We start from the raw sequence: 25,841 nt of genomic DNA, 5'->3' as shown, positions 1-25,841 counted from the left end.
GAGCAGCGCCGTGGCCCAGGTCCTCGTGGTCGCCGATGACCTCACCGGAGCCAACGCCACCGGCGCACGGTTCGCCCGCACCGGTATGCGTGTGGCCACGGTGACCCCCGAGCACGTCAGCCGGGTCGCCGGGGACTACGACGTGGTGGTCGCCAACCTCGACAGCAGACATGTCCCCGCCGAACAGGCGGCGGACCTCGTCACCGACGTCGTCGAGGCCGTGTGGCCCGTGGGTCTGGTGGTCAAGCGCACCGACACCACGCTGCGCGGCAACGTCGGCGCGGAGATCGAGGCCACCTACGCGGCCGTTCGCGAGCGCCTGCCCGCCGGAACCCGTGTCCGGGTGCTGTTCGCCCCGGCCTTCCCCGGTTCCGGCCGCATCACCGAGGACGGCGTGCAACTGCTCGACGGGGTGCCGCTGGAACGCAGCGAGCTGGCCCTTGACCCCCTCTGCCCGATGACCACCAGCGTGGTCTCGGACATCCTCCGGTCCCAGAGCGACCTCGCCGTGCGCCACGTGCCCCTGAGACGGATCACCAAGGAGATGCTCACCGCCGAACTCCTTGCCGGGGACGAGCCGATCGTGCTCTGCGACGCCAGCACCGAGCAGCACCTCACGGACATCGCCGAGGCCGCGGCCGCCGCCCACCACGCCGAGGGGATCGTCTGGGTGGCGGTGGACCCCGGTCCCACCGGGGCCCTGCTCGCCTACGCCCTGCGCCTGCGCGGCCAGGCCGGTTCGCGGGGACCCCTCCTCGCCGTGGCGGGGAGCACCACCGACCTCACCCGCCGCCAGCTCGCCACGGTCGCCCGCACCGGCGCGGTCCGGTTCGTGGACCTGGACGCCGTGGCGCTCAGTGATCCCGACAGCGACCACGCCGACCAGGTGGCGAGCGAGCTCACTGACCACCTGTCCTCTTCCGGCTTTCCCGAACTCTGCGTGCTGAGGGTGGTCACCACCGCCGAGGGCGTTCGCGAACTGCCCGCGTACGCTCGGGCCGAGCTGCCCGGACGCGTCGCCCGCCTGGTGGCCGACGTCGTCAACGAGCTCGCCGACACGGTCGGGCCCCAGGCACTGCCCAGCGGCCTCTACCTGACCGGTGGCGATCTGACCGCCAGCCTGCTGGACGAACTCGACGTGCACGCCTTCGACGTGGGCGGGGAGATCGTCCCGCTGGCAGTCCACGGCCACCTCAGCGGAGGCCCGCTCGACGGAACCCCCGTGGTGGCCAAGGGTGGCCTGGTGGGGGACGACATCACGCTGGTCGAGTGCCTGGCCAAACTGCGCCGGTCGGTCCAGGCGCGTCTCCACCAGGTGCACTCCGAGGTGTCGGAGCACGTGATTCCCACCGGTGGCCGCGAGCACTGAGGATGTTCGTGTCGCTCTGGTCCGGCTCCGAGGGGCGTGCGAACTGCGACTGACCTGCCGGAATGGAAGCGTAGGTCAACGAGAGTGCTCCCCGCACGCGGGGCTGGTCGGGGCTGGTCGCGGCTGGGCGGTGCGTCACAGCTGGACGAGGTGTTCCCCGAGTACGAGGCGACGGCCCCACCCCCTCTCTCCCTGGTCGCCGACGGCTCCACCCCGGCCCGGGAACACTCCGTCGACGAAGCTCCACCGGTCGGAGCCCGCGACCGGTGAACAGAGAAGGGGCGCGGTGCCACCTCTGCACCGCGCCCCGGTATGTGGGGTCGCCCTAGGACTCCGTGTCGATGTGGCTGGCGACCAGTTTCCCGATCAGGTCAGCCAGGGTGTCGGGGGCCTCCAGCGGACCCATGTGGCCGAGCCCCGGGATGATGCGGACCTCCACCGGGTTCTGGACCAGACCGCCGACGTGCCGCGCGTGCCACGGGGGAGTCAGCTTGTCCTCCTCACCGCCCACCACGATGGTGGGCACCGCGATCTCCCGCACGGAATCGTCCAGGTGCAGCTGGGTGATGACGCGGCCCCACTCACTGCGGGGAACACTGGCGCACCCGTGGACGAGCCGGGCGCAGAGCCGTTTGGCGGCCGGGCTGCTCCTCTTCCCCATGACCAGGAACCGCAGCACGCTGGCGCTCCCGGCGTTGGCCGGTCCGAGGGGGAGCGGTGCGGTCAGGAAGGCCCTCGACCCGAGTCGCCCGAGCGCCCCCGGCAGCGGGATCGCGGTGGCCCGATCAGCCAGCTCCGTGCACCCGGTGTTGGTGAGGAGCACCGCCCCCACCTTCTCCTTGAAGGTCGCACGCGGCCCGGAGGCCATGACGGTCATCCCGCCCATGCTGTGCCCCGCGACCACAGCTTTCCGACCGGAGGGAACGGTGGCCTCCAGGACCGCGCACAGGTCGTCGGCCAGTTTCTCCGGCCCGTATCCCGCCCGGGTGAGGGGGGTCTGGCTGCGGCCGTGCCCGCGCTGGTCGTACAGGACCACGCGGAGGTCGGGGTCGAGGTCCCGCACCACGGGACCCCAGGAGGCCAGGGACGTCGACCAGCAGTGGGAGAACACCACGGTCGGCCCGTCCGCGGGACCGCGCACCTCCACGTGCAGCCGGGTGCCGTCCGCGGAGCGCACCCGGAGTTCCTGTGCCTGTCCCACGTGTCGTGTCGCCATGGGGGTCTGCCTCTCACTCGGGGGAAGTCAGGTCGGGTGGGCGCGGGGCCTCAGCCGTCGTCGAGGTCGATACGGGGGACGGCGAAGGGCGGCGTGCCCGAGCCGTTCACGGGGTGCCCGCCCCACAGGTTGGGGGTGTCCAGCCTGCCGACACCCTCGTGTCCGTCGGGGGTGCGCACGACGACTGTACGCGCACCCTGCTCGTAGGCCCTGGTGAGGCCGGGCTCCGGGGAGAGGCGTCCCTTCCACCGGTAGTCGCCGGTCAGCGGGGAGAAGTGCCCGGCGAAGTGCGCGCGGACCTCGAAGCTCTCCGCGTCCGAGTCGTTGGAGGCCTCCTGGAGCAACTGGACCGTCACCGTGCCCTGGTACTCCTCTTCCTCGTCGTCGAATCCGCTCATGTGGCCGCTCCTTCCGGGACCCGGCTCGGGCGCCGTCCGCCGGGGGCGCGGCGCAGGTCGTAGTTGTGCGGGTCGAACCAGCGGGTGCGCAGCGCGAAGTTCCAGGTGAAGGTGGGCCACAGCGTCGTGTTGCGGCCCTGCGCGTTCAGGTACCAGCTGTCGCAGCCGCCGGTCACCCACACGGTTCCCCGCATGGACCTGTGGACCATCTCGTTGTAGGCGCGCTGGGCCTCGGGTCGGGGCTCCAGGCGGTCGACCCGGTTCCTGCAGGCGAACTTGAGTGCCTGCATGGTGTAGCGGATCTGCGCCTCGATCATGAACACCTGAGAGGTGTGCCCCAGGCCGGTGTTGGGCCCGGCCAGCACGAACGCGTTGGGGAAGCCGTTGACGGTGGTTCCCCGGAAGGCCTGGACGTCGGAGCCCCAGCGCTCGGCGAGGGACCGCCCCGAGGAGTCGTACAACCGGTGCGCGATGGGTGGGTCGGTGACCTGGAAGCCGGTGCCGAGGATGATCGTGTCCACCTCGTGCTCGGTCTCCCGGCCGGAGGAGTCCCGGGTGACCACGGAGTTCGCCCGGACCTCGACGATGCCGTCGGTGACCACGTCCACGTTGGGCCGCGCCAGCGCGGGGTAGTAGTCGTTGGACATCAGGATGCGCTTGCACCCGGCGCGGAAGGTCGGGGTGAGCTTGCGCCGCAGCTCGGGGTCCCTCACGCTGCGGTTGATGTTGGCCCGGCCGAGCCGCTCCACCACCCCGAGCAGCCTGGGGTTCTTCGCGAACCCGAGGATGTAGGTCTCGCGACCCCAGTAGATGCCCTTGCGGGCGATCTGCTGGGCGCCGGGGACGTTCCGGTAGAGCCAGCTCTCGGCCCGGGTGATGTCCCGGTCGTGGCGGAACATCACCCACGGGGCGGTGCGCTGGAACAGCGACAGCTTCCCCACGAGCGGCTGGATCCTCGGCACGAACTGGATCGCGGACGCACCGGTTCCGATCACCGCCACCTTGCGTCCGGTGAGGTCGTGGTCGTGGTCCCACTCGGCGGAGTGGAAGAGCCTGCCCTCGAAGGAGTCGAGGCCCTTGATGTCCGGGTAGGTGGGGTCGGCGAGCGGTCCCGCGCCGCTGACCAGGAACTGCGCGGTGACGGTGCCGCTGGAGGTCTCGATCCGCCAGCGGTTCTCCTCGGGCTCCCAACGGGCGGCCCGGACGTCGCTGTCGTGGCGCACGTGCCGGTCCACGCCGTGTTCACCGGCGACCCGCTTCATGTACTCCCAGATCTCCGGCTGAGGGGAGAAGGTGCGGCTCCAGTCCGGGTTGAGCGCGAAGGAGAAGGAGTACAGGTGCGAGGGGACGTCGCAGGCGGCTCCCGGGTAGGAGTTGTCGCGCCAGGTCCCGCCGATCCCGTCGGCCCGTTCGAGGATGACGAAGTCCCGGAGTCCGGCCTGCGTGAGGCGCACAGCCATGCCGATCCCGGCGAACCCGGAGCCGATGATGGCGACCCGGTAGTGCGGCACTGCTTCGGTCACGATGCTGTTCCCTTCGTACGGGCTCGGTGCGGCCCTGGACGCTGGTGTACCGACCGGTAAGTATGGGCCCCCGGAGAACGTGGCGCGTTACGTTCCCCGGGGGGAGGGGGTCGGGGGCTGAGCGCGTGGCGCGTTCGCTCTCAGCCCCCGACGCCGGGCCGCCGCCGGAAGACGTGGCGCGTTGCGCCTTCCGACGACGGTGTTCGGGGAGAGGCGGTCCTCTCGTGGGAGCCGTGGCACGGGGGCCACGGTGGTCGCGGGTGGGACTGGTCGGGACGGTACTACCGTCCGAGCAGCCCGGCCCTCTTCCAGAAGTACCGGCCCAGGCCCGTGATCGCACCCGCGGTGTCCAGCGTGTTGACCACCTTGCGGGCGGCCCACGTCTTGGTCTCCACCCAGTGCGGGTTGCCCTTCGCGACCCGGGAGGCCTCCTTCGGGTCCAGTCCGACCTGCTCGTAGACCTTCGGGTTGATGAGACGGGTCGCGGAGTAGTACGTGACCAGGCCCAGCACGATCCGGCTGTAGGCCTTGTTCAGGGCGCCGCGCTCGGGCCAGTCACGCTGGAACTCCTCGCGGGCGTACCGCATGTGGCGCGCCTCCTCGGTGACGTGGATGCGGGCCACGGAACGCACCAGGGGGAGGATCTGCGCGTCCGGGACCGCCTCGCGCTGGAGCTGGTCCAGGACCTCCTCCACGAAGAGCGCGCCCGCGAAGATCAACGGTCCGTGCGCGATCGCCTTGAACACGCGGCCGAGGTGGAAGGTGACCGGGTCGAGCCGGTGCGCCTCCCAGCCGAGCTTTTGCACCATCTTCGCGAACATGACCGTGTGGCGGCACTCGTCGGCGATCTCGGTGTAGGCGTACTGGACGTGGAGGCTCGTGGGGTCGTTGTGGTAGGCGTGCCGGACCAGCATCTGCATGAGGATCGTCTCGAACCAGATGCCGATGGTGGCGACGCTGGCGACCTCCAGCCGGGAGAGCTCCTTGCGCTTCTCGTCGCTGAGCTGGTCCCACAGGTGGGTGCCGTAGAGGGAGATGCGCTCGGGGCGGATCGCCCACATCTCGGGGTCCACGGGGGCGTCCCAGTCGATCTCGACCAGGGGGTCGAAGGAGGCCTTGGCGGAGCCGCGCAGGAGGCGCTTGGCGATGTCCTCGCGGTCGGTGGTCTTCGGCTTGGCGACGACTTCGGCGGTCATCTCGTTCCTCCTCAGGAGGCGCTGGTCAGGGCGTGCGGGGAACCGTGGCGCGAATGGAGCCCCCGGGCGATCTCCGCGTCCGAGAAGGCGCCGTCGCTGAGGAGCAGGCCGAGCTGGAGCGACACGATCTGTTCGGTGGTTCCGGGGAAGTGCTTGGTCAGGTGCAGGGCGGCCGTCCCGAAGGCCGTGCAGGCGACGTCGCGGGGAGCGCGTCGGGCACCGGCGGCGCGGACCACCGTCATCACCGTGTCGCGCTCGGTCTCGGCGGGCACCAGGCCGTCGAGGGAGGCGCCGGTGGCGCGGGAGCTCTCGTGGATGGGGGTGTCCACGTAGCCGGGGTAGACCGTGGTCACCCCGACATGCGTGCCGTACTCGGCGCGCAGGCTGTCCGCGTAGGCGGTCACCGCGCGCTTGGAGACCGTGTAGGCCCCGGCGAGCGGCAGTTGGAGGTTGGCCAGGAGCGAGGCGGTGACGATCACGCGGCCACGGCTGCGGAGCAGGGCGGGCATCGCGGCGGCGGTCACCCGCCAGGTGCCGAGGAGGTTGACCTCCAGCGCCTGGTGGGCATGGGTGTCGGGCAGGTGGCCGATGTCCACGGAGGGGCCGACCCCGGCGTAGTGGATGAGCAGGTCCAGGCTCCCGCCGAGCTGGTCGATCGCCTGGGCGACCCCCGCGCGCACCTGTTCGTCGTCGGTGATGTCGCAGGCGACGACGCCGGGGGCGGGCTTGCGGTCGATCCCGACGACGTTGACGCCGAGGTGGCGCAGGACCGCCACCGTGGCGCTGCCGAACGCACCGGAGGCACCGGTCACGATGGCGTTCTGGCCGGGCAGCCGACCTAGGTGGCGAGGCAAGGGGGTCGTCATGTGATCTCCTCCACAGTCATTGCCGGAACGTTACAACGAGCATTGTCACAATGCAATGGGTAGACACGGGAAATTTACTCACGAGTAAGGTCCGTGTTCCGGCGGTGTGGCAGGGGCTCGGAGGGGGCGTGCGGACACGCCGGGGGCCGTGCGCGCGTGCGCACGGCCCCCCGGTGGAGGACGCCCGGTTCCGCGTTCGCCCTAGCGTCCGAGCAGCCCCGCCTTCCGCCAGAAGTACCGGCCCAGGCCGGAGATGGCCCCGACCGTGTCGAGGGTTCTGACCACCTTGCGCGACAGCTCGGTCTTGCTGTCGACGAAGCGGGTGTTGCGGCGGGCCGCCCGCTGCGCCTCGCGGGGGTCGAGGCCGATGCTCTCGTAGACCCTCGCGTGGATCAGCCGGGTGGTCGCGTAGTAGGTGACCAGGCCCAGTACGAGCCGCGAGTAGGCCCGGTCCACGGCGCCGCGCCGCAACCAGTCCCGGCGGAACTCCTCACGGGCGTAGCGGATGTGGCGGGCCTCCTCGATCACGTGGATGCGGGAGGTGGCGCGCACGACCGGCTCGATGCTCTCGTCGTCGATCATCTCCCGCTGGAGCTGGTCGAGGATCTCCTCCACGAAGAGGGCGCCGGCGAAGATCAGCGGCCCGTGCGCGATCGCCTTGAAGAGGTTGCCCAGCAAGTGGGCGACCGGGTCCAGCCGGTACGCGCTGGACCCCAACCTCTCGATGGCCTTCGCGAACATGACCGTGTGGCGGCACTCGTCGGCGATCTCGGTGTAGGCGTACTGGACGTGGAGGGTCGTGGGGTCGTTGTGGTAGACGTGCCGGACCAGCATCTGCATCAGGATCGTCTCGAACCAGATGCCCGTGGCCATGGTGCTGGCCATCTCCAGCCGGGACAGCTTCCGGCGCTCGTCCTCGCTGAGGCGGCCCCACAGGTGCGTGCCGTAGAGGGAGACCCGCTCGGGGCGCATGCCCCACAGGTCCTCCAGGGGAGCCTCCCAGTCGATCTCCACCAGGGGGTCGAACGAGGCCTTGGCTGAGCCGCGCAGCAGGCGCTTGGCGATGTCCTCGCGGTCGGTGAGTTTCGGTGTCGGCGCGTTTCCCACGGACATGGGTCCCTCCAGGGGTTTCCGTGCCGGAGGCGCGCCGAACGGGCGGTTCGAGTGGTGTGACCCCGTTCACTCCGATCACCCAGAACGTTACAATCTCCGTTGTCATCGTTCAACGGCCCCGGGGAGCGGATTTACTGATGAGTACGGCACTCCGGGGTCTCTAGGCTGGGTTCCATGGCCGAATACCGCATTGACGAACTCGCCCGGCTCGCCGACACGACGGTGCGCAACGTCCGGGTGTACCAGGACCGAGGTCTCCTCGCCCCGCCCCGGCGCCAGGGCCGCGTGGGCATCTACTCCGAGGCGCATCTGGCACGTCTGCGGCTGATCGGCCAGCTCCTCCGTCGCGGCTACACCTTCGCCAACATCGGCGAGATGTTCCAGGTGTGGGAGCGCGGCGGCGACCTGTCCGAGATCCTCGGCTTCGAGTCCGCCGTCGGCGACGCCTGGAGCGACGAGATCGCCGACTACGTCGGCATGGGCGACCTCAAGGACCTGTTCGGCAAGGGGGTGACCCCCAGGACCATACGGCGCGCCCTGGACCTCGGTGTACTGGAGCGCGACGGACTGCGCTTCCGGGTGCCGAGCCCGCGCCTGCTGCACGCCGGTGTCGAGCTGGTCAAGCTGGGGATGAGCGTGGGGGCGGTGCTGGACATCGCGGAGAACCTGCGGGACAGGATCGGTGACGTCTCCGAACACATGGTCCGCCAGGTCTCCGACCACATCATCGCCGAGCACGCCCCCGGCACCGTGATCCAGAGCGAGGACGTCGCGAAGATCGCCGAGCTCATCCGTCAGGTGCGCCCCCTCGCCCAGCAGGCGGTGGACGCGGTCCTGGCCCAGGAGATGGCCCACCACCTCACCAACGTCATGGGCGACCACTTCGCCGTCGCCATGGAGCACCTCCGGAGCGAGGACCAGGCGACCCAGGACACCGACGGCCCCCACGGCCCCTGACCGGCACAGGGCCGGCCCACTCCCGCCGGACCCGCTCTCCGGCCCTCTCGGGCCCCGGACCCCCGTCGCCCCGACAGCCGAGGCCCCGACCCCCACCCCAGCCTCCTCCCGTCCCTCGGCACCGGGCCCCACACCCGGACCGCCAGCCGGAGCTCCACCATCCCCCTCCACACGAACCACGGGCCCGGACACCAGAGCAGGTGTCCGGGCCCGTTCGCGCACGGGGCCGGTCCGTCAGTCGTTGACCTTCGCGGCTTCGGGAGCGGGGACGGTCGTGCTGTCGACCACGGTCAGGGGAAGCGACGTGGTGAAGCGCAGTTCGGCGAAGGCGCCGCTCGGGACCGCCGGGGTCTTCGGGAAGACCGGACGGACGCTCCGGTATCCCTCGCCCGACGCCGGGCGGGCGTCCTCCTCGCCCTTGTTCGGCCACATCGACATCGCCCGCTCGGCCTGGGCCGTGATGGTCAGGGACGGGTTCACGCCCAGGTTCGCGGTGACCGCCGAACCGTCCACCACGTGCAGGCCGGGGTGCCCGTAGAGCCGGTGGTAGGGATCGATGACACCGGTCTCGGCGCTGTCGCCGATCGGGCAGCCGCCCAGGAAGTGGGCGGTCATCGGGATGTTGAAGATGTCCCCGACCGTGCCGCCCGCGTGGCCGTCGATCCGGTCGGCCAACCGGGTGGCCACCTCCTGACCCGCGGGGATCCAGGTCGGGTTGGGCTCGCCGTGGCCCTGCCGGGAGGTGAGCTTCCTCCTGCCGCCCAGCAACCCCCGCCTGACCGAGGTGGTCAGCGAGTTGTCCAGGGACTGCATGACCAGCCCGATGATGATCCGCTCGGACCAGCGCCGGTTGGAGAAGCTGCGCAGGAACACGGTCGGGTGGCGCGCGGCCAGGCCGAGGAAGCGCAGCCAGCGCGGGATGGAACCGCCGCCCGGAACCTGGATCGCGGTGAGCAGGCCCATCGCGTTGGAGCCCTTGCCGTAGCGGACGGGCTCGATGTGGGTGTTCGCGTCCGGGTGGATGGAGGAGGTGATCGCCACGCCGTGGGTGAGGTCCTCCGGCGGCGGCACCTGCTTGCTCATGGCGCCGACCAGCGCCTCGGAGTTGGTCCGGGTCAGGGTGCCCAGCTTCTCGGACAGCCGGGGGAGGAGCCCGTCGGAGCGCATCCGGTGCAGGAGGGACTGGGTGTTGTAGGTCCCGGCCGCGACCACGACCTGGCGGGCGGTGAAGGTCCGGGCGTTGGAGCGGCGCCTGGGTGCGCCGGTGCGCAGGGTGTCCACCGCGTAGCCGCCGCCCTGGGACTCGGGGCGCTCGCGCAGGCGTTCGACGGTGGTCAGCGGGTGTACCTCGGCGCCGCCGCGCTCCGCGAAGTGGAGGTAGTTCTCGGTGAGGGTGTTCTTGGCGCCGTGTCGGCAGCCGGTCATGCACTCACCGCACTCCGTGCAGGCCCGGCGGTCGGGGCCCGCGCCACCGAAGTAGGGGTCGCCGACGGACGCGCCGGGGGCCGCCTTGGCGCCGTCACCGTCCTGCCCGTCGCCGAAGCACACGCCGACCGGGGTGAGGCGGAAGGTGTCACCGACTCCCATCTCTTCGGCGACCGCCTTGAGGTGCACGTCCGAGGGGGTGACGGTGGGGTTGGTGCGGACGCCGAGCATGCGGCGGGCCTGGTCGTAGAAGGGCGCCAGCTCCGACTTCCAGTCGGTGATGTGGCGCCACTGCGGGTCCTCGAAGAAGGCGTCCATCGGGTGGTACAGCGTGTTCGCGTAGTTGAGCGAACCGCCGCCGACACCCGCTCCGGCCAGGATCATCACGTCCCGCAGGAGGTGGATGCGCTGGATTCCGTACAGTCCGGCGCCCGGGGCCCAGAGGAAGTTCCGCACGTCCCAGGATGACGACGGCAGGGTCTCGGGTGTGAATCGTCGGCCCGCCTCCAGGACGCCGACGCGGTAACCCTTCTCGGTGAGGCGTAGGGCACTGACCGACCCTCCGAAGCCGGAGCCGATCACCACCACGTCGTAGTCGAAGGGGTCCTGGGTGCGGTGCGGTGGTGCTTCGGCGGGGGCTTCCGTGCGCTGAGGGGACATGTCTCGGGTCTCTCTCCAGGTCGGATGCGGGGCCCGTATTGCGCCGGATACGAGTCCGCAACGATGAATGCGCCAACTAGAAATGTGACATTCGATATTGTAATGTTCGTCACTACCGCCGAGTAAGGTGTGTTCCATATAACACACGAGGCGTGCTTCGGCGCAAGTATCGCTCCCCCTCGCCGCTTCCCCCGGCGGCGGATCACTGGAGGTTCACATGCCCAAGGCCCCCGAAGAGGTGCCCGAGGCGCCGCAGGACGCGTCCGAACAGCGCGAAGGCAGTGGTGGAACGCGTTGGCGCAGGTTCGCCCTCGTGGCCGTGCCGGGGTTCCTGGCGGCCGGCGTCCTCGGTGCGATGACCACCCAGGGCCTGCTCGCCGCCTCCTTCGCGGTCTCCGGGGACAGCTTCAAGATGTCCGCGGACTCACTCTCCGGAACCGGGTTCAGCCAGTACGGCGACGTCGCCAACTCGGTCGACGGCTCCGCCCGCGCCGTCGGCCTGTCCACCGTGAACAACGCCGAGCTGGAGAACCTGTGCATGTCCTCCCTGTGGGACCTGCCCATCGGTGAGGCCACCCTCGTCATCAACGCCGGGGCCAGCAACCCGGTCGAGGGCACCAACCTCGTCATCGACATCGAACAGCTCCAGGGCAACGCCGAGTTCGGCGCCATCGAGATCGGCCGGGACGCGAGCACTCTGGACAAGGCGGAGGGCGGCCAGGGGCCCACCGGTGGATTCGGCCTCCAGGCCGACACCATCACCGTCTCGGAGATGCGGATGACCACGTGGGCGGTGAGCTCGGGCTCGCTGCGCCTCACCGGGCTGAACCTGGCGATCAAGCCCGGCAACCACGAGTGCTTCTGAGCCCATGGCGCACGCACTGACGCCGATCCGCTCAGCGTGGGGATGGTTCCGTGGCTGGCGACGGAGCCGACCGTTCTGGGGCGGCTTCCTGCTCGTCGCGGCCGGGATCGAGCTGCTGGTCGCACCGGCCGCGCAGAGCCTGGTCCTGCCGATCGACCTGGTCATCTACGCGGGCATCGCCGGGGTCTACGGCCCCCTCATCGCGTTCCTGCTGATCTCGCTCGGCGTGCTGAGCTGGCTCCAGCCCGCGCAGCACGTGTTCTTCGGCCTGGTCGGGCTCATGCTCGCGCTCGTGTCGTTCCCGACCTCCAACTTCGGCGGGTTCGTGATCGGCATGCTGCTCGGCATCGTCGGCGGGTCCCTGGTGTTCGCGTGGTCCCCCGAGGTACGGCGACCTCCCCGTCGACGCCGGAGTGCCCGGCCGCCCGCGTCCGACGAGACCAGGGCCGACACCGAGGAGGACGAGGAGACCGACCCCCAGGGAACCGACGCCGACACCGACACCGACACCGCCAGCGGGACCGAGGACACCGGGGCCCGTACAGAGGGGCCCGGCCGGGACCGCGCCCTGACCGAGACCGTCGACCGGACCGAACCGCGGGACCACCCGCGCTACCTGGCCGCCGTCGCCCTGCCCCTCGCCGCCGCCGTCACGATCGCCTCGGCGCCCGCCCCCACCCTGGGCTGGCCCTGGGACTGGCTGCTCCCCGGCGACGACAGGGAACAGACCGAGGAACAGCCCTCTGAGGAACCCTCGGACGAGCCCACCGAGCGGCCCGGCGGCACCGACCCCGGGGACGACCCCACGGAGGAGCCGGCCGACGACGACTCCGAGACCGACGAACCCGAGGACGGCACCGACGAGGAGGAAGAGGAGGCCGAACCGGAGGAGGGCGACGCCGAGGACTGCGAGCCGCGCGTCGGCGAGGCCGCGCTCATCGAGGACGAGGAGGACCTCCTCGCGGCGGTGCTGGCCTGTCAGGCCGCCCGGGACGAGGGACTGTACCCGGAGGTCGTGGTGGACTCCGACTACGACTGCTTCCGGGGGTCGGTCCGGGACTCCGGCCTCACCGCCGACAGCCTCGCCATGTACGGCGCCCGCTACCGGGGCGTCGTGGAGTGCCCCACCGAGGACGGGCCCCAGCGCTACATCCGCCTCACCATGAGCAGCGGCGACGTCCGGGGCGGCGAGCTGTGGTTCGACGACCTCGGCACCCGCCGGAGCCTCGGGCTGCCCACCATGAACATGACCGGGGACGTGGAGATGCACGTGACCCGCATGCACATCCGGCTGCTCGGCATTCCGCTGACCTTCACGCCGGACTTCCCCCCACCGCTCCTGCTCCCGGTCATGTACCTCACCGACGTGGACGTGGACAACCCGATGGCCTACACCGACACGATGACCATCCCCGACCTGAACGGCCGGTACGGCGGCTAGCCGCCCCGGTCGGGACGAGGGGACCGGCAGCGCCCGACGGGGGCGCCGCGACCGCGGCGCCCCCGTTCCCGTGCGCCCCGAAGGGCGGGTCACCCACCGGGGGCGCCCGCCCGTTCAGGGCCTCAGCGGCGGAGGATCAGCTGACCGGCCCCCGGTTCACCAGTTCTCCGAGATCAGACGGCTGGGCTGGCCCACGTGCGACACGTAGAGGGCGTCGCGGGCCCGGGTGCAGGCCACGAACAACAGAGTGCGCTCCTGCTGTCGGGCGTGCTCCAGGGCCACCTGGTCGCCGTCGGCCGCCTCCAGCGCGGCCTTGGGCGGAAGCAGGTGGTCACTCACGCCGACCAGCGCGACACAGCGGAACTCCTGGCCCTTCATCCCGTGCATCGTGCCGACCCGGACCGCGGAGGTGTCGGCGGCTCCCTCCAACGGGGTGGTCCGCACGCCACGGGCCTCCAGTTCCTTGGTCACACCGCGCACGACCCACTGGTTGCGACCGGCCACGGCGATCTCGGAGGGGTTCACCCCGGCCTCCAGCCACACCCGCACCCACTCGCCCAGGGCGTCGAGCTCCTCGGTGCGGTTCTCACAGCCGCGCACCACCGGGGCGGGGCCGCGCAGCAGCGAACGGTAACCGGCCAGGGTGTCGGCGTCGTCGTCCATCCCCAGGGCCGACCGTCGGCCCAGGATCGGCATGCTCCAGTCCAGGATCTCCTGGGTCACCCGGTAGCTGACCCGCAGCCGGTGGCCCCGGCCGCGCACGTTGATCCCCAACGAGGCCAGTGACACCCGGTTGTCGGAGACCCGCTGGTTCGGGTCGCCCACGATGAACAGGTCGTCGGGGCCCTCCGGGACGGCGGCGCGCAGCATCCGCCACTGCGCCGGGTGCAGGTCCTGGGCCTCGTCGACCACCACGTGCCGGTACAGCGGACCGGAGCGGCCCACCAGGCGGGCGGCCTCACCGGCCAGCTGCGGGAAGGACCACAGGCCCTCCACTCGCATCGCGCCCACGTAGCGCCGGACCGTCTCCCACACCTGCCGCCGGTGCTCGGGCGCCAGGTGCTGGACCCGGCCGCTGCGCTCGCAGCGGATGTAGTCGGGGAGCAGCTCGAGGCCCTTGGCCAGGATCACCTGCTCCCACTCGTCCACGAGGAAGCGCCCGGAGAAGGGGAGGCCGTCGGCGAGCGCCACCGCCCGCCAGCGCTGGGCCAGCTCGTCCCGGCTCGCCATGCGCGGGGCCACGCTGGTGTGTGACTGGACGATCGACCGGGCCAGGCTGTCGATGGTGGCGACCCTGACCCGGGAACGCGTGCCCGGATCGGGGAGCAGCTGGTCGAGTCGCTCGGACAGGGACTGGGCCAGGGCTCGGTTGTAGGAGGTGAGCAGGATCGACTCGCGCTGGTCCTCGGGGTGGGCGGCGGCGTCCAGTTCGGCCAGGTGGGCCGCGCGGTAGAGGGCCATGACGGTCTTGCCGGTCCCGGGGCCGCCGGTGACCTGAGCCGATCCCCTGAAGTGGGCCTCGGTGACCCGGTGCTGGTCCGGGTGCAGGGTGATCCGCCACTGGGAGAACGGTGAGCCGAGCGCCCCGGCGAGTTCGGGCGGGCCGACGGGGGTGGGGTCGACGCCCACGGCTCCGACCTCGGTGAGGCTGGCGGGGGCGTGCGGGCGCAGGCTCCGGGCGTAGCGCAGGGCCTCGTCGCGCGGGCGCACGGTGAGCAGCCGGTAGGTGGTGTCGTCGGCATCGGCGTCGGTGCCGGTGCCGGTGTCCTCGGTCGGTTCGGTCCCGGCGTCGGGGTCGGGGACGATGACGCCGGACCAGTCGGGGGCGATGCTGACGACCCGGACCCGGGGGTCGGCGGCGCCCGGGACGGACTCCGTTCCCGGGTGGTCACCGGCCTGGTAGGCGCGCATCACGGCCAGGGTGTCGAGCTGGACCTCGGGCGTGAGGCGGCTGAAGTCGCTGAGAAACGTCGGGGCGATCGCAAGGGCGGACACGTGGTGGATTCCTCCGGTCTTCGACCTGGTGGTGGCTCTGGTGGACGGTCGGAGCGGATGGTGTCGTTCGAGGAAGCCGGTGGGCTTCGCTCTCACCTGAGACATGCTCGCGGCGGAATTTGGGCAAACGCCGCCTGAGGGCGGATTCGCGACCGCTTTCCGGGAGGCCTGGGTCGTCTCGTACATGCAGGTCAGATAGGTGTTTGCGTAAGGGAGTTCGATGGCTTTCCGGAACCTCTGAGTGGCTGTCGAAGTGGCCTCGGCTGACCTGCGATTCCTCGACGGTGAGCGATGTCCGAAAGTGGGGTTGTGTAGTGGTCCGAAACCCGTGATCCGAGAGCGTGCTTCGCTGTTCCCCCTGGGGAGGGTTGGAGGCGTGGGAGTGGTCGGATGCGCGAGAACAGGGTGACCGAAAACCGGAATGGGCCAGAGGAGGGAAGAGTCCGTCAAACATGAGAGGTCGACGGCCTCGGGCTCACACTCTGGCCGGTATCGGACACTCTCTGTGCGGAGGACCGTGCGGTGCGAGATCGTGTACGGACCCGGGGCGCACAACGCGTGGTTCAGGACTCTGCCGGGGTCCGTCCTACCCCGGCAGAGTCCTCAACCACCCGGAGGGCGAGGTCGTCGGCCCGCGCAGCGTGTGCGGCCGCCGACCGCTCCGGTGAGCGGGGACCCCAACCACCCTAGAGAAGCGGTACCCCGTCCCCGGCCTCCCCAAAGCCCTGGCAGCGCCGAAAGCCGGACTGCGGCGAAGGCCTCGGACATCGAGGTGACGGGACGGGTTTCCTCCCGGGATGCTTCGCGCACCTGACTCCTTCCTCCTCCCGTCGCGGTAGGGCCCGAGCACCGCCCGCCCCGTCTCCCGTGCCCCGGGGTGTCCCCCCGCCCGTGCGCTTGCTCCCCATGGCATCCCCCTCCTCGCGGGCCAGCGTCGGTCCGGCCGTGCCCGGAACTCCGGGACGAGGCCCACGACGACGGGACTCCGTGCGCTCGCCGGGCTCCACGTGGCACCTCCTCCAACAGTCGGTCCGGTCAACCACCCGGCCCTGGAACTCCGAGACGCATCCTGCCGCCCGGGTGTGACATTCCGACCCCCACGCGTGACCACCCAGGCCCGAGCGCCGCGGTCACGCCGTCCACTGAGGCGCGGAGCGCGGAGCATGCTCTAACGTTGGTGGTGACAAACCGGGCGGAAGGAGCGGGACGAGCACGTGGCCCCCAACGACAAGAACCACCTGCGTATCTCGGACACCGAACGCGACCAGGTCGCCGAGATCCTGCGCGAGGCCGCGGGCGAGGGACGGCTGGGCCTTGATGAGCTGGACGAACGCCTCGACGCCGTCTACACAGCCAAGACCTACGCCGACATCCAGCCGATTGTGGCCGACCTGCCCGCCGGGGCCGGCGGCTTCGGCGGCCCCGCGCCCGCCGGACCGAGCCGCCCCGGCGCGCTCACACCCCAGGTCCCGAGCCCGCCCTCCTCGGGAGGGCAGACGCTGTACCTCACGGGCCAGGGCGACTCCGTCGTGCGCAAGAAGGAGTGGACCGTTCCGCAACGGGTCGAGGTGAACGTGCGGTTCGGCGAGGCCAAACTCGACTTCCGTGAGGCCCGCCTGACCGCACCCGTCACGGAGATCTGGCTGGACGTCTCCTGGGGCTCCGGAGACCTGATCATCCCCGAGGGCGCCACGGCCGAGGTCAACCTCGAGACCTCGTGGTTCGGCAGTCAGCGTTCGGACGTCGACTCCATCGCCCGCCACGGCGCCCCGCACTTCGTCATCACCGGCAAGAACCAGGGCGGCAGTCTCAAGGTGCGTCACAAGAGGTCAGGCGGCTGGACCGACATCTTCGGGTGACCCGGGAGCCCCAACACCCGGGCCGCCCGCCCCCGCCGTGCGCCATGATGGTGTGGCCGCGCGGCAGGGGCCGTGCGGGGAGCGGGAGGACTCGGGGCTGTGGGCATCTGGATCGCGGCGAGCCTGGCGGGCGTGTGTGCCCTCGCACTGGCACCCTTCGCCTGGACCTACCTCGCGAGCGCGCGCCGGCGGCGCACCGTCGACTCCGTGCCGCACCGGCCCGTCGCGGTGGTGCTCGGCGCCGCGGCCTGGTCCGACGGTCCCTCCCCGCTGCTCGCCCGCCGCCTGGACCTCGCCGTCCGACTGGTGGAGGCAGGGAGGGTCGACCGCGTCATCGTCTCCGGAGACAACCGCGAGGTCTCCCGCTGCGAGACCGACACCATGACCGACTACCTCGTGGCCCAAGGGGTCCCCGCCGACCTGGTGACGGCCGACCCGTTCGGCTACCGCACCTGGGACACCTGCGTGCGGATGCGCGGGCTCTACGGCGTGGACGCCGCGACCATGGTCACGCAGTCCTTCCACCTCCCGCGCACCGTCTCCCTGGCACGCGCCGCCGGGATCGACGCCGTGGGAGTGGGCGATCCCAGCCTCGGGGCGCGCCGCCGGTCCACGCTCATCGGCTACGCGCGTGAGGTCGGCGCCGCGGGCAAGGCCCTGAAGGACGCCGTACTGCGCCCCGAACCCCTCCACGGTGAGCTCACCGACTCGGACCCCCAGGATCCCCGCGCACACGGCGAGGAGTTCCCCGGCAGCCGGTGACAAGCACGACTCCGGGCGCCGATTCGCGCGCGGGCGCCAAGCCGGGATAATCGGCACATGAACGCGACCACCGGAAACGAACCACACGACAACACGGCGGACACGGACTGGGCCGCTCTGGTCCCCGAGGGCGGTGAGCGCGTCCCCGAGCTGCTCGAACAGGTCGCGGTCAGCGACAGCGCCCTGTCCGACCTCCACGACCTCATCCACTTCCCCGCCCCCGGCCACCGGGCCGCCCCCAAGGTCGTGGACCGTCTGGTCGACATCGCGACCGCCGAGGAGACCCTGCCCACCGACCGGTGGCGCCCCCTGAGCCTCCTCCTCGAACTCGTCAGCGCCCACGCGGAGGACCGCTTCCCCCAGCACCGTGACCTCGACCAGTGGCGCGACGAGGTGGCCTGGGCCGTCTCCAACGACGCCGCGAAGGTCCGCGAACAGTACCGCGCCTGGATGGAGGAGGCCCCCGACGAGCAGCACTTCCACCGGATGCGCAACCGCCTGGCCGTGATGGAGGCCGACGACGGCGCCGAGCTGCTCCTGGCCGAACTGAACACCTACGAGGCGGTCCTGGCCCGGGTCCCCGACCTGGTCACCCTCCTCCAGGGCGGCACCAACCGCGGCGGCCTCGACCGCGCGGGGGAGTGGGTCAGCTACCTGTTGGGCTTCCTCCCCGCCGAGGCCGAGCGGATCTCCGCCGAGATCACCGGCGCCTCCCAGATGCTCCTCGCCAAGGACCTGCGCCCCGCACCCAAGGCCCCCACGTCGATGCGCGAGATCATGACGCAGGGCCTCGACAGCGGCGAGCCGCTGCCCGCCGAGCTGTTCGCCCTCGGTCAGGTCGCGGACCCGGGGGACGTGGACACCACCATCGGCCTCACCCACCAGATGGCCGGCGGCAACCTGTACAACTCCTTCGCCGCCTCCGTGGCGCTGGTGCTGATCCACGGGGAGAACACCCCCAGGGAGGGGCTGCGCCGCGTCGGTCGCGGCGGCGGCACGACCCTGGGCTACGAGGGCCTGTTCAACGAGTCGTGGCCGCACTGCGGACAGCGTTCCCCCCAGGTCCTGGGCTTCCTGGCGCTGGGTCGCGCCGGTGACCGCGCCCGTCGACTGCGCCTGGACATCCTGTCCGGCCTGCTCAAGGGTGAGGACGAGTCCCGTGCCCTGGTCACCGGGGCCGGTCTGGAGCTGGTCCTGGGCCCGCGCTCCAAGGGGTACACCGTTGAGGAGCACGCCCAGGCCGACTACGACGAGGAGACCCTGAAGGTCCTGTGGGCCATCGCGGAGCTGCCCGCATCGGCGTGGGAGGACGAGGAGTTCACGCAGACCCTGCGCGCCTGGGCGCTGCCCGACAACGCGGAGGAGTACTGCGCCCTGGTCGGCGTGGAGCCCGAGCCCGAGGCGGAGGAGCCGCAGGAGGCCGCGCCGCAGCAGCAGGCCCCGGAGGCCCCCACCGGCCTGTTCGGTCGACTCTTCGGCGGGGGCCGCTGAGCCCGACCCCGTCGAGCCACGGCCGCCGAACCCGCTCCCGGACACCGGGAGCGGGTTCGCGTGTCAGGGGGTGGACTCCAGGGCGAGGGCGTCGTCCACCCCGGTCTCGTAGTCGCCGAGGAAGCGGGGGTCGGGCCGCAGGACCACGGTGCCCAGGGCCGCCACCGCCGCCGGAACCTCGCGGGCCCAGCCGTAGACCGTGGCGACGGCGCGCTGGTCCATGCTGGCCCCGCCCACACCGACCGTGTCGATACCCGCCGCGCGGCACAGGCGCACGGCGCGCGGCAGATGGAACTCCTGGGTGACGACCGTGGCCTCCTCCACACCGAACACCTCTCTGGCCCGGGCGCAGGAGTCCCAGGTGGAGAACCCGGCGTGGTCACCCACCACCCTGTCCTCCGGGACGCCGGCCGCCACGAGGTGGTCGCGCATCGTGTCGGTCTCGTTGTAGTGCTCGACCCCGTTGTCGCCGGTCACCAGGACCGCCTGGACGCTCCCGGCCTCGTAGAGCTCCACAGCCAGGTCGAGCCGCTGGGCCAACAGGTAGCTCGGCAGGCCGTCGGGACGGACTCCGGCGCCCAGGACGATGGCCACGGGCCGCTCGGGCACGGAGTCGACGGAGTGCCGCTGGTTACCGGTGGAGGTCAGCACCCACAGGAACGGGACACACCCCAGCAGCACCAGGGAGACGGCCAGCAGCGCCAGGCGGCGCCGGAGCCGCCTTCCGCTGTCCGGATCGCTGTTCTCGGCGGGGCTGGGTGTCGCGGAGGTCGTCACACCAGGGGAGACGCACGGCGGACGAACGGAGTTCCGGAACCGCGTCCCCGGAAACCCACCTGTGGGAGACCGGACGTGCGGGTTAGAGTCGCCGCATGTCCGAACAGTCGCACGAACCCCACGACGAACTCCTCCCGAGACTGCGGGCCATCGCCGACCTCATGCCCGCGTCCCTGCGCGAGGGCGCGGGGATGCACGAGTACGACGGCAGGGCCGCAGACCTCTCCCCGGACGGGGTGAGCGCCGCCCTGGCCCGGCTCGGCGGAGAGCCCTTGGATGACCCCTACGACGAGGCCCACCTGACCGCCTTCGAGAACGGTCTCCGCCACGAACTGGGCGAACTCGAGACGCACCGCACCAACCCGCTCCACCACGTGGGCGAGATGGACCTGTCCAGCTACGAACGCGCGTACGCCCCCGAGGCCGAACGCTTCGCCGCGCGGATCGAGCACCTGCGTCTGTGGCCGACCCTGGCTGACAACGCCGTCGCCGCCCTGGACCGGCTCAGCGCTCCCGTCGCCCGGTCCCTGCTCGGGCCGGTCCGGGGCCTGGCCGACCTCCCCGACGGCCTCCCCGAGGACGCGCGCCGCGACGCCCTGGCCGCGCACGCGCGCCTGCTCACCCACGTCGAGCACGCGGCGGAACACGGCCCGGAGAGCGCGTCGCTGGGAGCCGAGGCGCTGAGTCGCCTGATGGGCGTCGGAGAGGCCATGGAGGTCGACCTCGACTCCCTGGCGTCCCGGGCCGACGCCGAACGCGACCGTCTGCGCGCCGGACTCGCCGAGGCCACCGCGCGGCTGGCCCCCGGCCGCGACCCGATGGAGTTCAGCCGGGAACTCACCGGCCAGCACCCCGATGCCGAGGGCGTCCTGGACGCCGCCCGCACATGGACCCGGATCTGCCTCGACTTCACCGAGGAGCGCCAGCTGGCCCCCTTCAACGACGGTGAGTGCAGGATCGACGTGCCGCCGCCCGCGCTCCGCTGGGGCACCGCGATGATGGCCTGGTCCGGCCCATGGGAGACGGACAACCCGTCCTTCTACTACGTCACCCCGCCCGACCCGGAGCTGTCGGAGCGGGAGGCCGCCGAGTGGCTGGAGCAGTTCAGCCACACCACCCTGCCCGCCGTGAGCGTCCACGAGGTCGCGCCCGGCCACTTCTCCCACGGCCGCGCCCTGCGCCGCGCACCGAGCCAGGTCCGCCGGGCCCTGCACTCCATGACCTTCGCCGAGGGCTGGGCCCACTACGCCGAGGAGATGTGCCTGGAGGAGGGGTTCGGCGCGTACGCCGCCGAGCGGCTCGGTGACCCCGGATGGACCGCCGACCACTACGAGATCGGTGTGTGGCTGGAGGCGCTCATCCGCGTCACCCGGCTCTCCGTGGCCATCGGCATGCACACCGGAACGATGACGGTGGAGCAGGCGGCCGCGCGCTTCTCCCAGGACACCCCGTTGCAGGGACCGGCGGCGCTCTCCGAGGCCGGACGGGCCACCTTCGACCCCACGTACGGCCGCTACACCTGGGGCAAACTGGAGATCATGGCGCTGCGAGAGCGCGCGAGGGAGCAGTGGGGGAGCGGGTTCTCGCTGCCCCGTTTCCACCGCGCGCTGCTCCAGCTGGGCTCGCCGCCCCTGGGCCTGATCGGCGCCGCCCTGGACGGCTGAAACCGGCCCCGGCCCGTGGACACCGCACCCGGTGCCCACGGGCCCGAACCCGCCGACCCGCCCCCGCGAGCGCGGGGCACGGGGCAACCATCCTGAACCGCGCGCGTTGACGCCCGCTCCTTCCCCGCAAGTACGGGGCGTACGGGGCCACCGAGCGCGTACCGGCCCTCGTCGTTCGCTCCACCCTCGCGTTCGCGGGTCTCACACTCGACGAACCGGGTGACGCGGACGCCGTGGATCGGGCTTCCGCGACCTAGGCTCCGGGGGTCTCCTGGCCGGGCAGGCCCAGGTTCGCCAGTGCGGTCCGCACCCGGCCGCGAGCCTTCTCCAGGGACCTCGCGGCCGTGGTGGCGTCCACCTCGGCCAACAACGACACCAGGGCCACCCGCGTGTCGCCCTCGGCCTCGGAGAGGGCTCCGGCGCACGCCTCCTCGGTCAGACCGGTCGCCTCCACCAGGATGGTCACCACGCGTCCGCGCAGCTTGCCGTTGGTGGCGTCCACGCCCACCATCAGGTTCGAGTAGGTCCGCCCGATCCGCACCATCACGGCGGTCGAGAAGGCGTTGAGGAGCAGCTTCTGTGCGGTTCCCGCCTTCATCCGGGTCGAACCGGCGATCACCTCGGCACCGGTGGACACCCCCACGTGCACGTCGGCACCGGAGGCCAGGGGGGCGTCCGGGTTCGCGCTGATCAGCACCGTTGCGGCCGACCGCTCACGGGCCGCCTCCAGGGCACCGCCCACGTACGGGGTGCGGCCGCTGGCGGCCAGACCCACCACGAGGGAACCCGGCGCGACGGCCGCGGCGTCGATCCGGCCGGACTCCCAGTCGTCCTCGATCCCCTCCACGGCGCGCACGAGGGCCTCACCGCCGCCCGCGTGGTGGGCCACCACCCACTCCGGGGGGACACCGTAGGTCGGGGGCAGCTCGGCGGCGTCCATCGCCGCGATCCGTCCCGAGGTGCCCGCGCCAAAGTAGTGGATGCCCGCGCCGCGCTCCAGAGCCGCCACCCCCAGCTCCACGGCCCGGGCCAGCTCCGGCAGCACCGTGGCCACCGCGGCCGCGACGGTGGTGTCCTCCGCGTTGATCTGCCGCAGCACGTCCAACGCGGGAAGCAGGTCGATGTCGTAGGTTCCCGAGTTGCGGGCCTCGGTGGGCGCCCGCACGATCACGGCCTCACCGTTGGGTGCCCGCCCGTCTGATCCTCCGGAGTTCCCGGGGTCCTGCTCCGTGCCAGCGTGCACTGCGCTCTCCTGTTCGGCCCGCACCCTCTGCGGGTCAGTCGTCGTTTCCAGCGGGGGTGTTCCTCGTGGCGGACGCGTCGTTGCGCCGTCGTCTGCGGTCGTCACTCAGGCGAAGACCGCGGACCGCCTCGTAGGTGGTCTCCAGGGCCGACCTGCTGTCCGTGTAGCGGATCTGGGCCAACCCGACGAACAGGCAGTCCACCACCGTCAGCTGGGCCAGCCTGGAGGCCGTGGCCCCCGAACGGAACATGGTCTCCCTGGCCGCCGTGGTCAGCACGTGGTCGGCGAAACCGATCGGAGACCGGGGGAAGTTGGTGATCGCCACCGTCCGGGCGCCGCGTCTGCCCGCCTCGGTCAGCGCCTCCACGGTGTCGATGGTGGTCCCGCTGTGCGAGATGCCGATCGCGACGTCGCTCGCCTCGAGGAGGGCCGCGCTGGTCAGCATCACGTGCGCGTCCGACCAGGCGAACGAGGTCAGCCCGATCCGGTGCAGCTTCTGCTGGAGGTCCGCGCCGACGAACGCGCTCGCGCCCACTCCGTAGACGTCGATCCGGCGCGCGTTCGACATGGCGTCGATGACCGCGCGCAGCACCTCCACGTCCATGGCGGCGCCGGTCTCCTCGACGGCGCGCGCGTCGGTGTAGGCGATCTTCTGCACGACGGTGACGAGGGTGTCGTCGGGGTTGATGTCACTGGCCAGCTCGGCGGTGTTGCCGCGCGCGCCCCGGGCCTGCCCGGCCTCGGTGGCCAGCGCCAGGCGCAGCTCGCGGTAGCCGCTGAAGTCGATCGTGCGGCAGAACCGGATGACCGTGGCCTCCGAGGTCGCGCAGTCCTTGGCCAGCTGGGTGATGGAGGACGCGGCGGCGCGTTCGGGGTCGTCGACGACCCGCTGGGCCACTCGTTGCTCGGCCGGGGCCAACGAGGGGAGCAACGACCTGATCCGCAGGACCGTCGTGGGGACCGGCGGTGGTGGGACGTCGCCACGGCCGCCAGACGGCTTCGGGATTTGCGCCATGGAGGAAAGTTTCTTTCGGTCGTGGTGCAGAGTCAACGCACTGACGGGAAAAACCGGGAGATTCAAGGATTTCAAGGGACGGGCCGTGCGGCAAGTGCACCCCTTCTGATTGCGGTATCCCAGCTCGGACGGCACCCTTGGAAGCGAGGCGGCACGTTCCCACCCAACACACCCGTGTCCGCCTCACAGGGGGGATGAAGCCGTGCCGCTGTACGACCCGCCAGAGGTACGCGGCGCGGCGACCGTCGATCCCCGGAACCCGCCCGAGCCCGCCGCCCACGGGCTCCACGTCAGTCTCCTCGGCCGCTTCTGCGTCCAGGTCGACGGCGCCGCGCTGAGACTGCGCGGCGACCGCCGCCGCGCCCTCCTCGCCACCCTGATGCTCAACGCGGGCCGGACCGTGTCCACCGACGAACTCATCGAACGGGTCTGGGACACCCCGGGCCAGGCGGCCAAGGGCGCGCTCCAGGTCCACGTGGCCCGCGCACGCGCCCTCCTCGAACCCCTCCTGGGCACGCCGCTCATCCGGGGAGCGGACGGCGGGTACCGGATCGACCTCGACGAGCACCGTTCGGACCTCCTGCTCTTTCGCGCCCTGGCCCGACAGGCCGAGCTCGCCGCCGCGCGGGGCGAGGCCGACACGCACGCGGACCTCCTGCGCCGGGCCCTGGCCCTGTGGAGCGGCCCGGTCCTGAGCGACGTCACCGCGCCCCTCCTGCACGCCCGGGACGTGCCCGGACTGAACGAGGAACTCCTGCGCGTGGCCGAGCGGGGGTTCGACGCCGCCCTGGCCCGGGGCGAGCACGAACACGTCGCCGCTCGCATCGGCTCCCTCGTGGCCGACCACCCCGAACGCGAACCCCTCATCCGGGCCCAGATGATCGCCCTCTACCGGTCCGGCCGCCAGAGCGAGGCGCTGCGCGTCTACGCCAGGGCCCGGAGCGTGCTGTCCGAACGTCTGGGCGCCGACCCCGGGCGCGAACTCCAGGAGACCTTCCACGGCATCCTGCGCGGCGACCTCGACTCCCGGCTCGGCACCCGCCCGGTGGCCGGTGGTCCGGTGGTCGGCGCCGCCACAGGCACCCTCGTGCCGCGCCCGCGCACCCACAACGAGACCCGGCCCTGCGCCGCCCGCCGCACCGCCCGGCCCGGCCCGGGACTCGTGCCCGCCGAACTCCCCTCCGCCCCCCGCACCCTGGTCGGCCGGTCCGGCGCACTGGCCGAGCTCGACCGCCTCGTCGACCCCTGCTCGCAGGTGCCCGGCAGCGTCCTGGTCCGGGGGCCGGCCGGTGCGGGGAGCAGCGCCCTGGCCGTGCGCTGGGCGCACTCGGTGGCGGCGCACTTCCCGGACGGGCAGCTGTACGTGAACCTGCGCGCCCCCGACGGCAGTCCGCGCCAGCCGGGGGAGGTCCTGCGCCGCCTGGTCCGTTCGCTGTCCGCCGGGAGGGTGGACGCCGGAGGGCCGGACGGACCCGCACCCGAACCCGACGAGGTAGCCGCCCGGGCCCGTTCCCTGATGGCGGGGCGCCGGGTGCTGATCCTGCTGGACAACGCCGCCACCGCGCACCAGGTGCGGCCCCTGCTGCCGGGCGGTCAGGGGAGCTGCGCCGTCGTGGCCAGCCGCAGCTGGCTCACCGACCTCCTGGTCCGGGACGGTCTGCGCGCCCTGCCGGTGGACGCCCTGCCGGAGGAGCACGCGGTCATCCTGCTGCGCTCGCTGCTGGGCCCCGATCGTTGTACGCCGCAGGCGCTGCGACGCGTGGCCGAGCTGGCGGGCTGTCTCCCGCTGTCCCTGCGGATGGCGGTGGCCTGGTTGGACGCCCACCCGGAACGGTCCGCGTCGGAGCTGGTGCGTCTGGTGGAGAGGGAGGACCCGGCGCACGCGGTCTCGCCCACGGCCCGGATGGCCGCGGTCCTGCGCGCCGGGCCCCTGGGGGCGGGCACGGTCGCAGGGAAGTACCGACCGGGTCCGGAACCCCGGGCCTGAGTCTGGGCGATCCGTCTTA

21 protein-coding genes are annotated in these 25,841 nt (G+C 71.8%); 10 read left to right on the top strand and 11 right to left on the bottom strand.

Going from position 1 to position 25,841, the window contains the following annotated elements:
- Nucleotides 1-10: 10 nt before the first annotated feature.
- Nucleotides 11-1,369 (top strand): four-carbon acid sugar kinase family protein, encoded by a 1,359-nt coding sequence (locus tag KBX21_RS16075; protein WP_210842385.1) that lies wholly within the window; start codon nucleotides 11-13, stop codon nucleotides 1,367-1,369.
- Nucleotides 1,370-1,453: 84 nt separating this feature from the next.
- Nucleotides 1,454-1,639 (top strand): hypothetical protein, encoded by a 186-nt coding sequence (locus KBX21_RS16070; RefSeq protein ID WP_210842384.1) that lies wholly within the window; start codon nucleotides 1,454-1,456, stop codon nucleotides 1,637-1,639.
- A 55-nt stretch (nucleotides 1,640-1,694) separates the two neighbouring features.
- Here the strand turns inward: KBX21_RS16070 and KBX21_RS16065 are convergent, their stop codons facing one another.
- The 6 genes from KBX21_RS16065 to KBX21_RS16040 all read right to left on the bottom strand — a co-directional run bounded on the left by KBX21_RS16065 (nucleotide 1,695) and on the right by KBX21_RS16040 (nucleotide 7,681).
- Nucleotides 1,695-2,585, bottom strand: a complete 891-nt coding sequence (locus tag KBX21_RS16065) for an alpha/beta fold hydrolase (RefSeq protein ID WP_210842383.1) — start codon at nucleotides 2,583-2,585, stop codon at nucleotides 1,695-1,697.
- A 50-nt stretch (nucleotides 2,586-2,635) separates the two neighbouring features.
- The gene (locus tag KBX21_RS16060; RefSeq protein WP_210842382.1) at nucleotides 2,636-2,983 is read right to left on the bottom strand and encodes a DUF4873 domain-containing protein; all 348 of its coding nucleotides are present in this window, start codon (nucleotides 2,981-2,983) and stop codon (nucleotides 2,636-2,638) included.
- Nucleotides 2,980-4,506, bottom strand: coding sequence for an NAD(P)/FAD-dependent oxidoreductase (locus KBX21_RS16055; RefSeq protein ID WP_049570392.1), 1,527 nt, complete (start codon nucleotides 4,504-4,506; stop codon nucleotides 2,980-2,982). Before KBX21_RS16055 ends, KBX21_RS16060 begins: the two co-directional genes overlap by 4 nt.
- Nucleotides 4,507-4,787: 281 nt before the next feature.
- Entirely contained in the window at nucleotides 4,788-5,702 is a 915-nt protein-coding gene (locus KBX21_RS16050) for a diiron oxygenase (protein ID WP_210842381.1), read from the bottom strand.
- 11 nt (nucleotides 5,703-5,713) lie between these two features.
- Complete coding sequence (locus tag KBX21_RS16045; protein ID WP_210842380.1) at nucleotides 5,714-6,568, bottom strand: SDR family oxidoreductase; 855 nt, start codon at nucleotides 6,566-6,568, stop codon at nucleotides 5,714-5,716.
- Between the two features lie 201 nt (nucleotides 6,569-6,769).
- The gene (locus KBX21_RS16040) at nucleotides 6,770-7,681 is read right to left on the bottom strand and encodes a diiron oxygenase (RefSeq protein WP_210842379.1); all 912 of its coding nucleotides are present in this window, start codon (nucleotides 7,679-7,681) and stop codon (nucleotides 6,770-6,772) included.
- A 174-nt stretch (nucleotides 7,682-7,855) separates the two neighbouring features.
- On the opposite strand from KBX21_RS16040, the gene KBX21_RS16035 reads away from it, so the two are divergent.
- A complete protein-coding gene (locus tag KBX21_RS16035) occupies nucleotides 7,856-8,638 on the top strand; it encodes a MerR family transcriptional regulator (protein ID WP_049570407.1) in 783 nt (260 codons plus the stop codon).
- Nucleotides 8,639-8,872: 234 nt separating this feature from the next.
- Here the strand turns inward: KBX21_RS16035 and KBX21_RS16030 are convergent, their stop codons facing one another.
- Nucleotides 8,873-10,723: a GMC oxidoreductase gene (locus KBX21_RS16030; RefSeq protein WP_210842378.1), complete on the bottom strand. Its 1,851-nt coding sequence runs from the start codon at nucleotides 10,721-10,723 to the stop codon at nucleotides 8,873-8,875.
- A gap of 217 nt (nucleotides 10,724-10,940) precedes the next feature.
- On the opposite strand from KBX21_RS16030, the gene KBX21_RS16025 reads away from it, so the two are divergent.
- Both KBX21_RS16025 and KBX21_RS16020 read left to right on the top strand, forming a co-directional pair.
- Nucleotides 10,941-11,588, top strand: a complete 648-nt coding sequence (locus KBX21_RS16025) for a DUF6230 family protein (RefSeq protein WP_210842377.1) — start codon at nucleotides 10,941-10,943, stop codon at nucleotides 11,586-11,588.
- Nucleotides 11,589-11,592: 4 nt separating this feature from the next.
- Nucleotides 11,593-13,029: a DUF6114 domain-containing protein gene (locus KBX21_RS16020; RefSeq protein WP_210842376.1), complete on the top strand. Its 1,437-nt coding sequence runs from the start codon at nucleotides 11,593-11,595 to the stop codon at nucleotides 13,027-13,029.
- 156 nt (nucleotides 13,030-13,185) lie between these two features.
- Here the strand turns inward: KBX21_RS16020 and KBX21_RS16015 are convergent, their stop codons facing one another.
- The gene (locus KBX21_RS16015) at nucleotides 13,186-15,024 is read right to left on the bottom strand and encodes a UvrD-helicase domain-containing protein (RefSeq protein ID WP_049578785.1); all 1,839 of its coding nucleotides are present in this window, start codon (nucleotides 15,022-15,024) and stop codon (nucleotides 13,186-13,188) included.
- 1,214 nt (nucleotides 15,025-16,238) lie between these two features.
- Between KBX21_RS16015 and KBX21_RS16010 the strand changes: the two genes are divergently transcribed.
- The 3 genes from KBX21_RS16010 to KBX21_RS16000 all read left to right on the top strand — a co-directional run bounded on the left by KBX21_RS16010 (nucleotide 16,239) and on the right by KBX21_RS16000 (nucleotide 19,136).
- A complete protein-coding gene (locus tag KBX21_RS16010; RefSeq protein ID WP_049578781.1) occupies nucleotides 16,239-16,883 on the top strand; it encodes a DUF1707 domain-containing protein in 645 nt (214 codons plus the stop codon).
- A 99-nt stretch (nucleotides 16,884-16,982) separates the two neighbouring features.
- Nucleotides 16,983-17,645 (top strand): vancomycin high temperature exclusion protein, encoded by a 663-nt coding sequence (locus tag KBX21_RS16005; protein ID WP_210842375.1) that lies wholly within the window; start codon nucleotides 16,983-16,985, stop codon nucleotides 17,643-17,645.
- A 57-nt stretch (nucleotides 17,646-17,702) separates the two neighbouring features.
- Entirely contained in the window at nucleotides 17,703-19,136 is a 1,434-nt protein-coding gene (locus KBX21_RS16000) for a hypothetical protein (RefSeq protein ID WP_049578777.1), read from the top strand.
- Between the two features lie 63 nt (nucleotides 19,137-19,199).
- Here KBX21_RS16000 and KBX21_RS15995 read toward each other — a convergent pair whose 3' ends face one another.
- A complete protein-coding gene (locus KBX21_RS15995) occupies nucleotides 19,200-19,913 on the bottom strand; it encodes a vancomycin high temperature exclusion protein (RefSeq protein ID WP_210842374.1) in 714 nt (237 codons plus the stop codon).
- A 95-nt stretch (nucleotides 19,914-20,008) separates the two neighbouring features.
- Between KBX21_RS15995 and KBX21_RS15990 the strand changes: the two genes are divergently transcribed.
- Nucleotides 20,009-21,577 (top strand): DUF885 family protein, encoded by a 1,569-nt coding sequence (locus KBX21_RS15990; protein WP_049578772.1) that lies wholly within the window; start codon nucleotides 20,009-20,011, stop codon nucleotides 21,575-21,577.
- A 253-nt stretch (nucleotides 21,578-21,830) separates the two neighbouring features.
- On the opposite strand, the gene KBX21_RS15985 is transcribed toward KBX21_RS15990, so the two are convergent.
- Nucleotides 21,831-22,844, bottom strand: coding sequence for an N-acetylmuramic acid 6-phosphate etherase (locus KBX21_RS15985; RefSeq protein ID WP_199776670.1), 1,014 nt, complete (start codon nucleotides 22,842-22,844; stop codon nucleotides 21,831-21,833).
- Nucleotides 22,845-22,854: 10 nt separating this feature from the next.
- On the bottom strand, nucleotides 22,855-23,835 hold the full coding sequence (locus KBX21_RS15980) for a MurR/RpiR family transcriptional regulator (RefSeq protein ID WP_049578768.1): 981 nt from the start codon (nucleotides 23,833-23,835) through the stop codon (nucleotides 22,855-22,857).
- Between the two features lie 202 nt (nucleotides 23,836-24,037).
- On the opposite strand from KBX21_RS15980, the gene KBX21_RS26960 reads away from it, so the two are divergent.
- Nucleotides 24,038-25,822, top strand: a complete 1,785-nt coding sequence (locus KBX21_RS26960; protein WP_082206711.1) for an AfsR/SARP family transcriptional regulator — start codon at nucleotides 24,038-24,040, stop codon at nucleotides 25,820-25,822.
- The last annotated feature ends 19 nt before the right edge of the window (nucleotides 25,823-25,841 follow it).

This window comes from Nocardiopsis sp. B62 (assembly GCF_018070675.1).
Taxonomy (GTDB): Bacteria; Actinomycetota; Actinomycetes; order Streptosporangiales; family Streptosporangiaceae; genus Nocardiopsis; species Nocardiopsis prasina.
The sequence above is the reverse complement of the archived record's forward strand: the minus strand, read 5'-3'. Positions and strand labels throughout refer to the sequence as shown.

Bases quoted from the DNA above. Each gene is read 5' to 3' on its own strand.
- KBX21_RS16065 (WP_210842383.1), bottom strand. From the start codon at position 2,585: ATGGCGACACGACACGTGGGACAGGCACAGGAACTCCGGGTGCGCTCC.
- KBX21_RS16060 (WP_210842382.1), bottom strand. From the start codon at position 2,983: ATGAGCGGATTCGACGACGAGGAAGAGGAGTACCAGGGCACGGTGACG.
- KBX21_RS16050 (WP_210842381.1), bottom strand. From the start codon at position 5,702: ATGACCGCCGAAGTCGTCGCCAAGCCGAAGACCACCGACCGCGAGGAC.
- KBX21_RS16045 (WP_210842380.1), bottom strand. From the start codon at position 6,568: ATGACGACCCCCTTGCCTCGCCACCTAGGTCGGCTGCCCGGCCAGAAC.
- KBX21_RS16040 (WP_210842379.1), bottom strand. From the start codon at position 7,681: ATGTCCGTGGGAAACGCGCCGACACCGAAACTCACCGACCGCGAGGAC.
- KBX21_RS16035 (WP_049570407.1), top strand. From the start codon at position 7,856: ATGGCCGAATACCGCATTGACGAACTCGCCCGGCTCGCCGACACGACG.
- KBX21_RS16030 (WP_210842378.1), bottom strand. From the start codon at position 10,723: ATGTCCCCTCAGCGCACGGAAGCCCCCGCCGAAGCACCACCGCACCGC.
- KBX21_RS16025 (WP_210842377.1), top strand. From the start codon at position 10,941: ATGCCCAAGGCCCCCGAAGAGGTGCCCGAGGCGCCGCAGGACGCGTCC.
- KBX21_RS16020 (WP_210842376.1), top strand. From the start codon at position 11,593: ATGGCGCACGCACTGACGCCGATCCGCTCAGCGTGGGGATGGTTCCGT.
- KBX21_RS16000 (WP_049578777.1), top strand. From the start codon at position 17,703: ATGAACGCGACCACCGGAAACGAACCACACGACAACACGGCGGACACG.
- KBX21_RS15990 (WP_049578772.1), top strand. From the start codon at position 20,009: ATGTCCGAACAGTCGCACGAACCCCACGACGAACTCCTCCCGAGACTG.
- KBX21_RS15980 (WP_049578768.1), bottom strand. From the start codon at position 23,835: ATGGCGCAAATCCCGAAGCCGTCTGGCGGCCGTGGCGACGTCCCACCA.